General features: G+C 70.6%; 15 protein-coding genes. 8 read left to right on the top strand and 7 right to left on the bottom strand.

Annotation, left to right across the window (positions count from 1 at the left end; translation table 11 throughout):
- Nucleotides 1–8: 8 nt before the first annotated feature.
- Nucleotides 9–959, bottom strand: coding sequence for a conjugal transfer protein (locus LO762_RS01675; RefSeq protein WP_230611833.1), 951 nt, complete (start codon nt 957–959; stop codon nt 9–11).
- A gap of 595 nt (nt 960–1,554) precedes the next feature.
- Here LO762_RS01675 and LO762_RS01670 point away from each other — a divergent pair.
- Together LO762_RS01670 and LO762_RS01665 are read left to right on the top strand one after the other, a co-directional pair.
- A complete protein-coding gene (locus LO762_RS01670) occupies nt 1,555–2,304 on the top strand; it encodes an ABC transporter ATP-binding protein (RefSeq protein ID WP_230611831.1) in 750 nt (249 codons plus the stop codon).
- Nucleotides 2,304–3,635 (top strand): FtsX-like permease family protein, encoded by a 1,332-nt coding sequence (locus LO762_RS01665; protein WP_230611829.1) that lies wholly within the window; start codon nt 2,304–2,306, stop codon nt 3,633–3,635. Before LO762_RS01670 ends, LO762_RS01665 begins: the two co-directional genes overlap by 1 nt.
- A 67-nt stretch (nt 3,636–3,702) precedes the next feature.
- Here LO762_RS01665 and LO762_RS01660 read toward each other — a convergent pair whose 3' ends face one another.
- From LO762_RS01660 to LO762_RS01650, 3 genes are all read right to left on the bottom strand, one after another.
- Nucleotides 3,703–3,996: a putative quinol monooxygenase gene (locus LO762_RS01660; protein WP_230611827.1), complete on the bottom strand. Its 294-nt coding sequence runs from the start codon at nt 3,994–3,996 to the stop codon at nt 3,703–3,705.
- A gap of 164 nt (nt 3,997–4,160) precedes the next feature.
- Nucleotides 4,161–5,240 carry a redox-regulated ATPase YchF gene (gene ychF, locus LO762_RS01655; RefSeq protein ID WP_230611825.1) on the bottom strand — a complete coding sequence of 360 codons (1,080 nt, stop codon included), beginning with the start codon at nt 5,238–5,240 and terminating at the stop codon, nt 4,161–4,163.
- Between the two features lie 18 nt (nt 5,241–5,258).
- Nucleotides 5,259–6,203 carry an alpha/beta hydrolase gene (locus LO762_RS01650; protein WP_230611820.1) on the bottom strand — a complete coding sequence of 315 codons (945 nt, stop codon included), beginning with the start codon at nt 6,201–6,203 and terminating at the stop codon, nt 5,259–5,261.
- Between the two features lie 137 nt (nt 6,204–6,340).
- Between LO762_RS01650 and LO762_RS01645 the strand changes: the two genes are divergently transcribed.
- Both LO762_RS01645 and LO762_RS01640 read left to right on the top strand, forming a co-directional pair.
- A complete protein-coding gene (locus LO762_RS01645) occupies nt 6,341–7,582 on the top strand; it encodes a DNA recombination protein RmuC (RefSeq protein ID WP_230611818.1) in 1,242 nt (413 codons plus the stop codon).
- Complete coding sequence (locus tag LO762_RS01640) at nt 7,579–8,118, top strand: DUF6542 domain-containing protein (RefSeq protein ID WP_230611816.1); 540 nt, start codon at nt 7,579–7,581, stop codon at nt 8,116–8,118. Before LO762_RS01645 ends, LO762_RS01640 begins: the two co-directional genes overlap by 4 nt.
- Before the next feature lie 2 nt (nt 8,119–8,120).
- Here the strand turns inward: LO762_RS01640 and LO762_RS01635 are convergent, their stop codons facing one another.
- The gene (locus LO762_RS01635) at nt 8,121–9,101 is read right to left on the bottom strand and encodes a 4-hydroxy-3-methylbut-2-enyl diphosphate reductase (protein ID WP_230611814.1); all 981 of its coding nucleotides are present in this window, start codon (nt 9,099–9,101) and stop codon (nt 8,121–8,123) included.
- 192 nt (nt 9,102–9,293) lie between these two features.
- Between LO762_RS01635 and LO762_RS01630 the strand changes: the two genes are divergently transcribed.
- Both LO762_RS01630 and LO762_RS01625 read left to right on the top strand, forming a co-directional pair.
- Nucleotides 9,294–10,013 carry a hypothetical protein gene (locus LO762_RS01630; RefSeq protein WP_230612860.1) on the top strand — a complete coding sequence of 240 codons (720 nt, stop codon included), beginning with the start codon at nt 9,294–9,296 and terminating at the stop codon, nt 10,011–10,013.
- A 75-nt stretch (nt 10,014–10,088) separates the two neighbouring features.
- Nucleotides 10,089–10,694, top strand: coding sequence for a DUF1707 domain-containing protein (locus tag LO762_RS01625; RefSeq protein WP_230611813.1), 606 nt, complete (start codon nt 10,089–10,091; stop codon nt 10,692–10,694).
- Here LO762_RS01625 and glpX read toward each other — a convergent pair.
- On the bottom strand, nt 10,672–11,694 hold the full coding sequence (gene glpX, locus LO762_RS01620) for a class II fructose-bisphosphatase (RefSeq protein ID WP_230611807.1): 1,023 nt from the start codon (nt 11,692–11,694) through the stop codon (nt 10,672–10,674). The two genes, LO762_RS01625 and glpX, sit on opposite strands and share 23 nt — an antisense overlap.
- 130 nt (nt 11,695–11,824) lie before the next feature.
- On the opposite strand from glpX, the gene LO762_RS01615 reads away from it, so the two are divergent.
- Nucleotides 11,825–12,433: a TetR/AcrR family transcriptional regulator gene (locus LO762_RS01615; RefSeq protein WP_230611801.1), complete on the top strand. Its 609-nt coding sequence runs from the start codon at nt 11,825–11,827 to the stop codon at nt 12,431–12,433.
- Complete coding sequence (locus LO762_RS01610; protein WP_230611799.1) at nt 12,430–13,047, top strand: DUF4245 domain-containing protein; 618 nt, start codon at nt 12,430–12,432, stop codon at nt 13,045–13,047. Before LO762_RS01615 ends, LO762_RS01610 begins: the two co-directional genes overlap by 4 nt.
- Before the next feature lie 8 nt (nt 13,048–13,055).
- On the opposite strand, the gene LO762_RS01605 is transcribed toward LO762_RS01610, so the two are convergent.
- Complete coding sequence (locus LO762_RS01605) at nt 13,056–13,274, bottom strand: exodeoxyribonuclease VII small subunit (RefSeq protein ID WP_230611797.1); 219 nt, start codon at nt 13,272–13,274, stop codon at nt 13,056–13,058.
- Between the last annotated feature and the right edge of the window lie 39 nt (nt 13,275–13,313).

Raw genomic sequence — 13,313 nt, 5'->3', positions numbered from 1 at the left:
CCTCTTTTCTAGGACCCGGTCCGCACGGCGCCGCGGATCGAGCGTACGTTCCACTGGTCGCGCTTCACCACGGTGAGTTCGTACGTCTGGGTCATCAGCCCTTCTTCGCCGCGGGACTCGGTCGGGGGGACCTTCCACCTGACGGTGGCGGTGACCGTGCGCTCGTCGGCGTCGCCCTTGGGCGCGTCCACCTCGACGATGGCGTCGAAGACGACAGCCGAGTCCAGGCCCTCGATGTCGCTTCCCTCGGTGTACCGCTGGAGGTTGACATCGTCGCTGTTGGCGTACGCCTGGAAGAACCCGGTGAGCTCCGTCTGCAGCCGCGTCTCCAGTTCGGTGTCGTGCTCGTAGGACGGCTCGGCGGGCCGCGCCGCCTTTGTGGGCGGCTCCAGGAACGCCGGCTGCTCGGCGATGACGAAGCCGCCGCCGCGCGCGTGCACGGGGACGGCGAGCCGCACCCAGCGCGAGCCCACCTTGGCCACCACGTCGACGACGGCGTTCTCCTTGTCGCGCACGTGCACCTCGAAGACCTGGAGGTGGTCGGCCGACAGCTGGCCGAGCCCGTTCCAGCCGAACTGGGCGTCGGCGCCCTCGGGCAGGAAGCGTGCGAGCTGCTCCTGCCTGCCGCCCGACGTCGAGGCGTCGTAGTTCAGGTAGACCTGCGCGAACTGCACGGCGAACGCGGAGCCGGCCGTCACCGGGAAGCCCGGTTCCTGCTGCCCGCCGCCGCCCGGGGCCGCGGGCGTGTCCGCGGTGAACCGTTCGAACGGGGCACGGATACCGTTCACCACAACAACGAGGACGAACGCCCACAGCAGGGCGCGTCCGATCCAGATCCACCAGCGGCCGCCCCCGCCGCCCCACGGCTTCTTGGCGGGTCGCGCGGGCTCGTCCCAGGCTTCGTCGAGCGCGGCGGAGCCGATGTCCGGCTCTTCCTCCACAGCCGACCTGCGAGCCATGCACGCCTCCGCCTAATGCGCCCGAATCCCGACGCTCTTCCGTGTTCACGTGGCCCCAAGCGTAGCCACTCGAGAGATTCTTCCAGCGACAGTCCAAGATGCCCAGTCTCGGCGCGCGCTTATGCATGTCGCACTACCCACAGACTCCACACCAACCACACCGAACCATGACAATCACTCCCATCTCATAACGTCGCGGTCTCGATCACGTCCGTCCCGATCACCCTCACACACTTTCCGTCACCGCGCCGGGCAGCCTGTGGATAACTCCGGGACACCCCGGTGTGGCGGTGCCGGACACAGGTGTGAGGCTCGGCGCGGCATTCGGCGGCCCGAAGGTTTCTCCCCGCCTATCTGGTTCGTCCAGGTAAATCCGTGATGGATGGGAAGTGACGGAGGTGTTATCGGAAGGTCGTCTTCGCATGATGTGGTGGTGATTGCTTGGGACGAGGACGCGATCCACTCCCCCCACGACGGCCCTTCTCCACCCCGGGGGGCCGTCGGGCGCGTGGGCTGACCGTCCGCGGAGGGGACGGTCAGCCCACCGTCAGCACGCCGTCAGCGGACGGTCAGCGCGCCCCGCGACGGTACGGCCATGACCTCAACCGAAGTACTGCGGCTCGAAGGGCTGCGCAAGGTACACGGCGACGACGACAACAGGGTCGTCGCCCTCCAGGACGTCTCTCTCCGACTCGCCCGCGGCACGTTCACGGCCGTCATGGGCCCGTCCGGCTCGGGCAAGTCCACGCTTCTGCAGTGCGCGGCGGGCCTGGACCGCCCGACGGCCGGACGCGTCTTCGTGGACGGCAGGGAGATGACCGGTACCGAGTCGGAGCTGACGGTGTTCCGTAGAGAGCACATCGGCTTCGTCTTCCAGCAGTTCAACCTGCTGCCCTCCCTCACCGTCCTGCAGAACGTGACGCTGCCGCTCAGGCTCGCCGGGAGGAGGCCCGACGAGGCGCGCGCGGCGGAGATCCTGCGCGGGGTCGGCCTCGGCGACCGGCTCGGGCACCGCCCGCCGCAACTGTCGGGCGGCCAGCAGCAGCGGACGGCGATCGCGCGGGCCCTCGTGGCAGAACCGTCCGTCGTCTTCGCCGACGAGCCCACGGGCGCGCTGGACACGCGCAGCGCCCGCGAGGTGCTCAAGCTGCTCCAGCAGGCCGTACGCGCGCACGGAAGGACGATCGTGATGGTCACGCACGACCCGGTGGCCGCCGCCTACGCCGACGCCGTGCTGTTCCTCGCGGACGGCAGGATCGTCGGGCGGATGGCCGACCCGACGGCCGACGCGGTCGCCGAGCGGCTCACCCACCTGGGTGACGACGTGGTCAGGGCGGGTGAGTGATGCTCGCGCTCGCCCTTTCCTCGCTACGCCACCGCGCGGCCGCTTTTGTCGCCGTCTTCCTCGCGCTCTTCCTGGGCGCGTCGCTGGTGATGGCGTTCGGCTCGCTGCTGGACACAGGGCTGACGCCGGGCCTCGACGCCGGGAGCGCGGAGACGCTCTCCATCATGGGCGGGGTCGTCGGAGGGTGGAGCCTTCTGCTCGTGGGCTTCGCCGCCGTCACGGCGACCACCCTGGGCATCCGTCAGCGGGCGCGCGAGATAGCGCTCCTGAAGAGCGCGGGCGCCTCCCCCGGGCAGCTCACCCGGATGATCCTCGCGGAGGTCGTCCTGCTCGCGCTCGCCGCGAGCGTGCTGGCGATCCCCGTGGGCGTCCTCGGGGGACGGACGGTGCTCGGCCTCGTCCAGGACGGCGGGCAGGTCACGCGGGACGTGGAGCACGTCTTCGGCGCGGTCGCGCTCGGCCAGGGATTCGGCGTCACCCTTCTGGGCGCGGTAGGGGCGGCCTTCATCGCGGCGCGTAGGGCGGCCCGCCTGCGGGTCGTGGAGTCGATGGCCGAGGCCGCCGCTCCAGAGGCCCGGCTCACCTGGCGACGTGTCCTGTTCGGCGTCCTGTTCCTCACGGGAGCCGCCACGATGGCTGTCATGACAGTGACGGTCGGGCACGGGCTCGGCCTTGAGTCGCAGGCCATGGCCGGTTACATCGACATCCAGGTGGCTGTCGCGCTCGCGTTCTTCGCGCCCGTCATCGTGCGCCGTCTGACCGTCCCGGGTGGGGGCGCCTCCGGGCACCTGGCGCGCACCAACCTACGGGCCAGGTCGGGGCATCTCGTCTCCGGGCTCGCGCCTATCGTCCTGTTCACCGGGATGGCGGTCGGCACCCTGGTGATGCAGGACATCGACACGGAGGCCATGCGCGGGCTCGTCCCCGAGGAGGGCGCCGACCTGGTGCGGACGCTCAACTACGTCATCACCGGGATGGTGGGCGCCTTCCTGTGCATCCTCCTGGTGAACACCCTTGCGACGTCCACCACGGCCCGTCGCCGTGAGTTCGCCCAGCTCCGCCTCGCCGGGGCCACCCCTCGTCAGCTGCTGACGATGGTCGCCTTGGAGTCGCTCGCCCTGGCCGTCGCCGGGGCCGTCCTGGGGTTGCTCGCGGCGGCCGCCACCATCGTCCCCTTCTCCTACGCCCGTACCGACGCCTGGCTCCCCGAGTTCTCCCTGGCCCTGCCCGCTACCGTCACCCTCCTGACGCTGGCCGTCACCGTGGCCACGCCCCTCCTCGTCGCCCGCGGCTCCCTCCGCCAGCCGCCCACCGCCGCCACGGCCCGCTGACCCGCCGGAACACCGAGGGGAGCCGCCCCGGCCGGGCCCGGCTCCCCTCGGGGCCGCTCAGCGGCGGTCAGACGCCCAGGGGCTCGAAGTACCGGAAGTCGATGTCGCCTTCGAGCATCTCGGCGAGTTCCGCCACGGTGCCCTCCTCGACGCGCCAGGCGAGGTAGTCCTCGAAGTCCTTGCGCTCGTTCCACTTCTCCATAAAGACGAACTTCGTAGGGTCGTCCTGCTCGCGGACCACCTCAACACTGACGTTGCCCCGGAAAGCCCGCGTTCCCGGCAGCTTGTCGACGAACCACTGCCGCACGTTGTCCACGTGCTCCTTCTTGACGTGCAGCTCAAAAACCACCTGGCAGGTCATGGGGGTGAACCTTCCTTCGGAGGTAAAAACTTTTTCCATCAAGCATAATATTTGCTCACGTCCACCACGTGTCAAGGGTCACACCAACCCCACCATCGGAGACCCCGGCACAGACCAACAAAAAGGGCCGGATCCGAACGGACCCGGCCCCCCGACGCAGCGCGTCAGACGTTGAAGCGGAACTCCACGACGTCGCCGTCGTGCATGACGTACTCCTTGCCCTCCATGCGGGCCTTGCCGGCGGCGCGGGCGGCCGGGATGGAGCCCTCGGCGACGAGGTCGGTGAAGGAGACGATCTCGGCCTTGATGAAGCCGCGCTGGAAGTCGGTGTGGATGACGCCAGCGGCCTCGGGGGCCGTCGCGCCCTTCTTGATGGTCCAGGCGCGGGTTTCCTTGGGGCCTGCCGTGAGGTAGGTCTGGAGGCCCAGGGTGTCGAAGCCGACGCGGACGAGCTGGGACAGGCCGGACTCCTCCTGGCCCATCGACTGGAGCAGTTCCAGGGCCTCGTCGTCGGGCAGCTCGATCAGCTCGGACTCGATCTTGGCGCTGAGGAAGATCGCCTCGGCGGGGGCGACGAGGCCACGGAGCTTGTCCCTGAGGGCGTCGTCGCCCAGCTCGTCGTCGTCGAGGTTGAAGACGTACAGGAAGGGCTTGGCCGTCAGGAGGTGGAGCTCGCGCAGGAGCGCGCGGTCGACGCCGGAGGCGAAGACGGTGACGCCCTCGTTCAGCTTGGCCTCGGCCGCCCTGACGGCCTCCAGGACGGCGGGGGCGTCCTTGTCCTTCTTGAGCTTGACCTCCTTCTCCAGCCGCGGGAGGGCCCGCTCGATGGTCTGGAGGTCGGCGAGGATCAGCTCGGTGTTGATCGTCTCGATGTCGCGCAGCGGGTTGGTGTCGCCGTCCACGTGGGTGACGTCGGGGTCGTGGAAGGCCCGGATCACCTGGCAGATCGCGTCGGTGTCGCGGATGTTGGCGAGAAACTTGTTACCGAGGCCCTGGCCTTCGGACGCGCCCTTGACGATGCCCGCGATGTCCACGAACTCGATGGTGGCGGGCAGGATGCGGCCGGAGCCGAAGATCTCGGCGAGCTGGGCGAGCCGGGGGTCGGGCACGCCGACGACGCCCACGTTCGGCTCGATGGTCGCGAAGGGGTAGTTCGCGGCCAGCGCGTCGTTCTTGGTCAGCGCGTTGAACAGCGTGGACTTGCCGACGTTGGGCAGTCCGACGATCCCGATGGAAAGGCTCACGTTCGCAAAGTCTAGTGCTCAGCGCGACCGCAGGAACGCGCCGATGTCCGCGATGGCCGCCTTGGCCTCGGGCACGTAGTCGGCGAAGACGGGGAACACGTGGGCCTGGTCGTTCCACTCCCGGTGGGTGACGTCCACGCCCGCCTTGCCGGCCCTGGCGACGAGGTCGCGGGAGTCGTCGCGGAGGATCTCGGTGTCGCTGGAGACGACGAGGAGGGGCGGGAAGCCGGTGAGGTCGCCGCGCACGGGGTCGAACAGGGGGTCGTCGGGGGCGGCGTCCGCGCAGAAGGACGTGCCGAGCCACTTGAGCTTCGCGGCCGGGATGAGGTGGTCGCTCTCGGCGCACTGCGTGTGGGAGGCGCCCGTGCACAGCAGGTCCGTCCAGGGCGAGATCGCGACGGACGCCGCAGGCAGTTCGTCGCCGCGTCGCTTCAGGGTGTGCATGACGGACAGCGCCAGGTGGCCCCCGGCCGAGTCGCCGCCCACCACGATGTCGGAGGGCGCGTAACCCATCCCGATCAGGAAGTCGTAGGCGGTGAGCGCGTCTTCCAGGGCGTCCGCAGGGCGGTGCTCGGGGGCGAGCCGGTAGTCGACCATCACCACGGGACGTCCGGTGGCCGCCGAGAGCCGCCAGGAGAAGCCCCGGTACATGACGGGGTTGCCGAAGAAGTACCCGCCGCCGTGGAAGTAGAGGACGACCTTGCTGTCGTCCGCCCCGCGTGCCCGCACCCACTCGGCGCTGAAGGCGGGGAACTCCATCGGACGCAGGGTGACGCCCGCCGGGACCCGGGTGCGCAGCACGGAGATCTCCCTGCGGAAGGTGCGCAACCCGGCGTCGGTGGAGGCCGAGGCGGCCCAGAGCCGTCGTCCGGTGCGCCGGATCAGGCCGTTGAAGATCCTGGTCTGGAGGGACGGGGGCGTCCGGGGGGTCACCGCGGTCAACTGCCGGAAACGAGGGGTCATGGGCGAATTCTTACGCTGTACGTCCCGGGTTCACAAGCAGGTGTCCGTCACACGGGCCGCCCCGTCCGGGCACGACGCACCGAACTCGTGCCGCGCGGTGAAGAACGATTCGCCCTCGCCCGTGCAACGATCGGGTCATGAGCGCGGGACTGCTGACGGGACTGGTGATCGGGGTGGTGCTGGGCTTCGCCCTGGCCACCGCCCGCCAGGCGTCGCTGATCGCGCGCGCGCGGGCCGCCGAGGAGAAGCTCGCCTATGCCGAGAAGGGGCTGGCGGAGCGTTTTGAGGCGCTGTCGGCCAAGGCCCTGGACGTCTCCAACCAGCGTTTCCTTGAGCTGGCCGACACCCGGCTGCGGGCCGCGGGCGTGGAGGCGGCGGGCGAGCTGGAGCGCCGCAAGCAGGCGGTGGAGCATCTTGTGGCGCCGCTGCGCGAGACGCTCGGCAAGGTGCAGGAGCAGCTGACGGAGCTGGAGGCGAGCCGCCGGGAGTCGCACGCGATGCTCGCCAAGCAGGTGGACTTCGTCAGGCAGACGTCGGAGCAGCTACGCGGGGAGACGAGGACGCTCGTGCGCGCGCTCCAACGCCCGGAAGCCCGTGGCCGGTGGGGTGAGCTCCAGCTACGCCGGGTCGTGGAGCTCGCGGGGATGTCCCCCCACTGTGACTTCTCCGAGCAGGCCACAGCGGTCACCTCCGACGGCCGGGTAAGGCCGGACCTCGTAGTACGCCTCACCGGAGGACGGACGGTCGTCGTCGACTCCAAGGTGTCGCTGGCCGCCTATCTGGAGGCGGCCGAGGGCAAGGAGAACCGGCTGGACGCGCACGCGAGGCACCTGCGCGATCATGTGGACCGGCTGGCGGCCAAGTCCTACTGGCAGGCGTTCTCGCCCTCCCCCGAGTTCGTCGTCCTGTTCGTGCCCGGCGAGGCTTTCCTTGCGCCCGCCCTGGATCGCGACCCCTCGCTGCTGGAGTACGCGATGGCCAAGCGCGTCCACCTCGCCACCCCGACGACCCTCATCACCATGCTGCGCACCGCCGCCTACGCCTGGCAGCAGGAGGCGCTCTCCCGCAACGCGAGGCAGGTGTTCGACCTCGGCCGCGAGCTGTACGAGCGGCTCGGCACACTCGGCGGCCACCTGGACGAGCTGGGCCGGGGCCTCACCGGGGCCGTCCGGGCCTACAACAGGTCGGTCGGCTCGCTGGAGCACCGGGTGCTGGTGAGCGCGCGCAAGCTCAACGACCTCGGCGTCACCGACGCCGTCCTGGAGGGGCCACGGCCGGTCGAGGAGGCGCCGCGCGCCGTGTCGGCCGCCGAGCTGGTCGGGCCCCCCGCCCCCGAATCCGCCCGTTACGCCACCCCGCTCCCGGAGGACGCCCGATGAGCACCGAGACCCAGGAGAAGAAGCCGGGAGGCCGCAAGGCGGCCCGCAAGCCCGCCGTGGGCCCGGTGAGCCGCCCCAAGGGCGGGGGCCGTCCCACGGTCAGCCTGACGGCCCGCGGCGCGGTCGCCGTGCTGTTCGCGGGCACGTTCGCCGGGGCGCTCGCCGACTTCGCGTTTGTGCCCGGAGCCGTCTTTGTCGTGGTGTGCGTGCTGGCGGCGCTGGCGACCAGGCCGGACGACCTACCCGTGCTGGTGGTCGCGCCGCCCGTGGTCTACCTGCTGGGCACGCTGCTCGCCGAGATCATCGACGCGGTCGGCGAACGCTCGTTCGTGCAGAGCCTCCTCGTCGCGCTGCCGCTGGACCTGGCGACGCGCGCGCCCTGGCTGCTGGCGGGCACGGTGCTCACCGCGGCGATCGCGCTACGCCGCGGCCTGCTGACGGCGTGGCGCGAGCTCACCCTTAAGGCCGACGGCTTCCGGCTGACCCGGGAGCGCTACACCGAGGAGGATCCCGTCCGATGGGACGAGCGGACGTGAGGTCAGGCGCGCAGGTCCTTGCGCAGCTCGTGCGGCAGCGCGAAGATCATGTGCTCCCGGACGGACTCGATCTCCTCGACGTCGTCGTAGCCGCGCGCGGCGAGGTAGTCGAGCACGCCCCGGACCAGGATCTCGGGAGCAGACGCGCCGCTGGAGACGCCGACGGTCTCGACGCCGTCGAGCCAGGCCGCGTCGATCTCCTCGGCGTAGTCGACCAGGTGGGCGTCCTTGGCCCCGTAGTCCTTGGCGACCTCGACGAGCCGCTTGGAGTTGGAGGAGTTGCGGGAGCCGACGACGATCACCAGGTCGGCCTGGGCGGCGATCTCCCGGATGGCGGTCTGCCGGTTCTGGGTGGCGTAGCAGATGTCGTCGGAAGGCGGGCTCTGCAGGGAGGGGAACCGCTCACGGAGCGCGTCCACCGTCTCGTTGGTCTCGTCGACCGAAAGGGTCGTCTGGGACAGCCAGACGATCTTGTCGGGGTCACGGACCGTCACATTCGCGACGTCCTCGGGGCCGTCGACGAGCTGGACGTGGGCGGGCGCCTCGCCGGAGGTGCCGATCACCTCGGGGTGGCCCTGGTGCCCGATGAGCAGGATGTCGTAGTCGTCCTTGGCGAACCGGACGGCCTCCCGGTGCACCTTGGTGACCAGCGGGCAGGTCGCGTCGATGGTCTTGAGGTTGCGTTCGGCGGCCTTGTCGTGGACGACGGGGGCGACGCCGTGCGCCGAGAAGATGACGATGGCGCCCTCGGGCACGTCGTCGGTCTCGTCGACGAAGATCGCGCCGAGCCCTTCGAGCGTCTTCACGACGTGCTTGTTATGGACGATCTGCTTGCGCACGTACACGGGTGCGCCGTACAGCTCGATCGCCTTCTCCACCGTCTGCACCGCGCGGTCAACGCCGGCGCAGTATCCGCGGGGCTTGGCCAGCAGGACCTTCCCCTTCTTGGCCGTGCTCGTCTCACGCGTGCTGGTAGCGGTCATGCCCACACTTTACGTTCCGCGACCCCGGCACCGATAGCCGCGCGGGCATGTGACCCAATGCACGCACCGCCCGGCCATATTTCCGTTTACAGGGGGTGACCGGAAACCCACGATTACGGCACAGTTAGAAAGAACACTTCCCCCGTAGTGCCATATACGGCGTGTTCTCGGACGAGCAGGGAGCAGATCAAGATGTCGCGTACCCCGCGAGAAGTCGGCAAGCAGGTACAGGAGACCCTGAACGAGCAGGTCAGGGATCTGCCGATCCACGCGGCGCGGCTCGCCATGTTCGGTGTCGGCCGCGCCCTGCTGCTCACCGACAGGGTCACCAAGGACGTCCGGAGTGTTCGCGACCGTGACTTCGGTCCGGTTCTGGACAGGTTGTTCGCGGACGCCGAGAAGCTGACCACCAGGCTTGAGGGCACCAGGGTCGGACGCGTCCTGGAGAAGGTCGTCCCCAAGCCCGCGCAGCCGCCCGCCCCCACCCCCGTGGCCGAGCCCCCGGCGGAGATCTCCCTCGGCAAGCCCAAGGCCGCCGACGAGCCCGCCGACCCCGCCCCTTCCGTGCCCGCCCAGCCCGCCCCGGCCCTCCAGGAGGAGCTCGAACCCGTGCCGGGCGTCGACGCGGGACCCGCCGCCGAGACCGCCGTGCTGGACTCGGTGCCCGAGCCGGGCGACCCCGGTGTGCCCGACGTCGAGCCGGACGTCGAGCTCATCGCCGTGGTCGTGCCGGCCGACCTTCCCGTCCCCAACTACGACGAGCTCTCGCACGCCTCGCTGCGCGCCCGGCTGCGCAAGCTGACGGCCGCCGAGGTGACGGTCCTGCGCGACTACGAGGCGGCCACCCTGGCCCGTCCCGAGATCGTCCGCATGTACGACAACCGCCTGGCCAAGCTGGCCACCCAGCCCTGACGTCCGGCGTCTCCGCGAGCCCCGCCCCGAGCCGAAGAGGTTCCAGGGCGGGGCTCGTCCTTTAGGGTCGGGAGCGTGGACTCCGACGGGACCGTTCCGGCGCGCGACCTGCGCGCCTCCGACGCCGACCGCGACCGGGTGGCCGAGCTGCTCCAGGCCGCCTACGCCGACGGCAGGCTGACGGCCGAGGAGCACGCCGAGCGGCTCGCCGCCGTCTTCGGCGCGCGCACCCTCGGCGAGCTGACGGGCGTCACACGCGACCTCCTGCCCGCCGAGCAGCAGCCGTTCCAGGTGGACGCGAAGCACGTCGTCGCGATGTTCGGCTCCCAGCGCCAGGAGGGCCGCTGGGTGGTGCCCGGACGGCTCCCGGTGTCGGCGGTCTTCGGCAAGATCGACCTGAACCTGCACGAGGCGATCCTGCGGCATAGGCACGTCGTCCTGGATCTCAGCACCCTGTGCGGGCGGATCAGGCTGCACGTGCCGGGCGAGGTGGAGGTCCGCTTCACCGGACGGAGCATGGCGGGCGCCGTCAAGCAGGGCGAGCCGGTGTGGCCGTCGCAGGGCGAGGCCCCGGTCGTCGAGCTGACCGGGACCCTGCTGCTCGGCACGGTCGAGGTGATCAGGCCGCGCAGGCCCAAGCCGCCGCGCCGCTCGCTGCTCAGGCGGGGGCGTCGAAGTTGATCGCGGAGTAGGCGCGCAGCTTGCCCAGCCGGTGCTCGCCGTCGACCCGCCGGACGGTGCCGCTGCGGCCGCGCATCACCAGCGAGTGCGTGGTCGCGACGCCCTTGACGTACCGGACGCCCTTGACGAGTTCGCCGTCGGTGATGCCGGTGGCGGCGAAGAACACGTCGTCGGAGCGGACGAGGTCGTCGGTGGTGAGGACCCGGCCGAGGTCGTGCCCCGCGTCGATCGCCTTCTGGCGCTCGGCGTCGTCCTGGGGCCACAGGCGGGCCTGGATGACGCCGCCGAGGCACTTCATGGCGCAGGCGGCGATGATGCCCTCGGGGGTGCCGCCGATGCCGAGCAGGAGGTCGACGCCGGTGCCGGCGCGGGCCGCCATGATCGCGCCCGCGACGTCGCCGTCCCTGATGAACTTGATGCGGGCGCCGGCCTCGCGGATCTCCTTGACGATCGCCTCGTGCCGGGGCCGGTCGAGGATCACCACGGTGACGTCCTCGGGCGCGGAGCCCTTGGCGCGGGCGATGGCGCGGATGTTGTCGCCGACGGGACGCTCGATGTCCACGACGTCGGCGGCCTCCGCGCCGGTCACGAGCTTCTCCATGTAGAAGACGGCGGAGGGGTCGTACATGGAGTGCCGGGGCGCGACGGCGAGGACGGCGATCGCGTTGGGCATGCCGAGCGCGTTCAGTGTGGTGCCGTCGATGGGGTCGACCGCGACGTCGCACTCGGCGCCGGTCCCGTCACCGACCTCTTCGCCGTTGTAGAGCATCGGGGCGTTGTCCTTCTCCCCTTCGCCGATCACCACGACGCCCTGCATGGACACCGTGTTGATCAGCTGGCGCATGGCGTTGACCGCGGCACCGTCGGCGCCCAGCTTGTCGCCCCTGCCCACCCAGCGGGCGGCGGCGAGGGCCGCCGCCTCGGTGACCCTGACGAGCTCAAGGGCGAGGTTGCGGTCGGGAGCCTCCGGCGCCGCGGCCAAAGGTGAGGTTTCAGACATTGCGGACCCTTCGGTCGAAGACGGGTTCTCCGTGATTCTCTGATTTCGCGAGCCCTTCCCACAAATTGGACCAGACCAGGGAAGCGGGCCGAGAACCGACCTGCCGCACGGTGGCGTAATCTCAGTCCCCATGAGCAGCGACATCGAGGAGACCTCCGCCAGGGTCTCCGAGCGGGGCCAGGCCACACGGGGCGCCCTCCTCAGGGCCGCCCGCGAGGTGTTCGCCCAGGAGGGCTTCGCACAGGCCGCCGTCACCGACATCGTGGCCAAGGCCGGGGCCAGCGTCGGCAGCCTGTACCACCACTTCAACGGCAAGGCCGACCTCTATCTCACGCTGTTCGAGGAGTTCCAGGCACGCCAGCAGGACCGCACCCGCGAGGCCATCTACAAGGTCCGCGACGAGGGCGAGCGCGACCCCCAGAAACTGTTCCTCGCGGGCGCGGCGGCCTACCTGCGCGGCTCGGTGGAGGAGCGCGAGCTGTCCCGGCTGTTCATCTCCGGCGACGGCCCGCCCGGCTTCGACCGGATCATGCGCGACCGGCTGCGCAAGTGGGCGCGCCGCAACGCCGCGCTGTTCCAGGGCGAGAGCGAGAGTTTCAACGAGCCTTTGGTGATCGTGCTCACGGGCGCGATGCTGGGCGCCGTCTCCGAGGTCTCCCTGGGCGACGACAGGGAGCGGGCCGACAGGCTGTCCGCGAGCATCATCCGCATCCTCGGCACGATCAAGGCCGACCAGTGAGCGCCCCGGCCAAGACGGAGACGCGGGTCGTCTCCGACGGCTTCCTCAAGCGCTACCTGTCGGGGCCCGGCCAGTTCGCCATCGCGATCGGCGCCTGCTTCGCGTTCGCGCTCGTGGCGTTCCTGCTGACGCCCGGCAGCCCCGAGAACGCGGTGCCCAAGACCGTCGAGTACACCTACGACGCCAAGGGCTTCGCGCGCGCCGCGCCCTTCGCGACGTTCGTGCCCGAGGAACTGCCCGACGGCTGGCACGCCACCACGAGCCGCGTCACCGGCCTCGACGGCAAGGGCGACGGCCGCACCTGGCACCTGGGCTTCGCCACCCCGGCCGGGGCGCACGCCGCGCTCGTGCAGAGCGACGAGTCCCCCGACGGGCCGGACGGCTTCGTGCGCAGGATGACCAACGTGCTCCAGTCCGCGCCGGGCCAGGCGGCGGGCCAGCGGACGGTCAACGGCGCCGAGTGGTCGGAGTACCACCAGCGGGACAAGAAGCAGAACTCGCTCGTCCTGCGCCTTCCGGGCAGCACCGTCGTCGTCACCGGCACCGCCTCCTACGACGAGCTCGCGGTGCTCGCGGGCTCGCTCAAGGAACAGCCCGTAGGCGGCGAGAAGTAAGGCGGCGGTCAGAAGGGCGCGTCACCGTCCGGCTCGGGGGCCATCGCGGCGGCCAGCCGGGCGCGCGCGCCCTCCAGCCACTCCTCGCAGACGGCGGCGAGCTTCTCGCCCCGCTCCCACAGCGCCAGGGACTCCTCCAGCGTGAGCCCGCCGGTCTCCAGGCGCTTCACCACCTCCGCGAGCTCGTCACGTGCCTTCTCGTACGAGAGCGTCTCCTCCTGCGCCATGCGGCAAGCCTACGGGCTTCCGCCCTCTAGGCTCCCGGT

The organism is Actinocorallia sp. API 0066, assembly GCF_020991275.1.
GTDB lineage: Bacteria > Actinomycetota > Actinomycetes > Streptosporangiales > Streptosporangiaceae > Actinocorallia.
The sequence above is the reverse complement of the archived record's forward strand: the minus strand, read 5'-3'. Positions and strand labels throughout refer to the sequence as shown.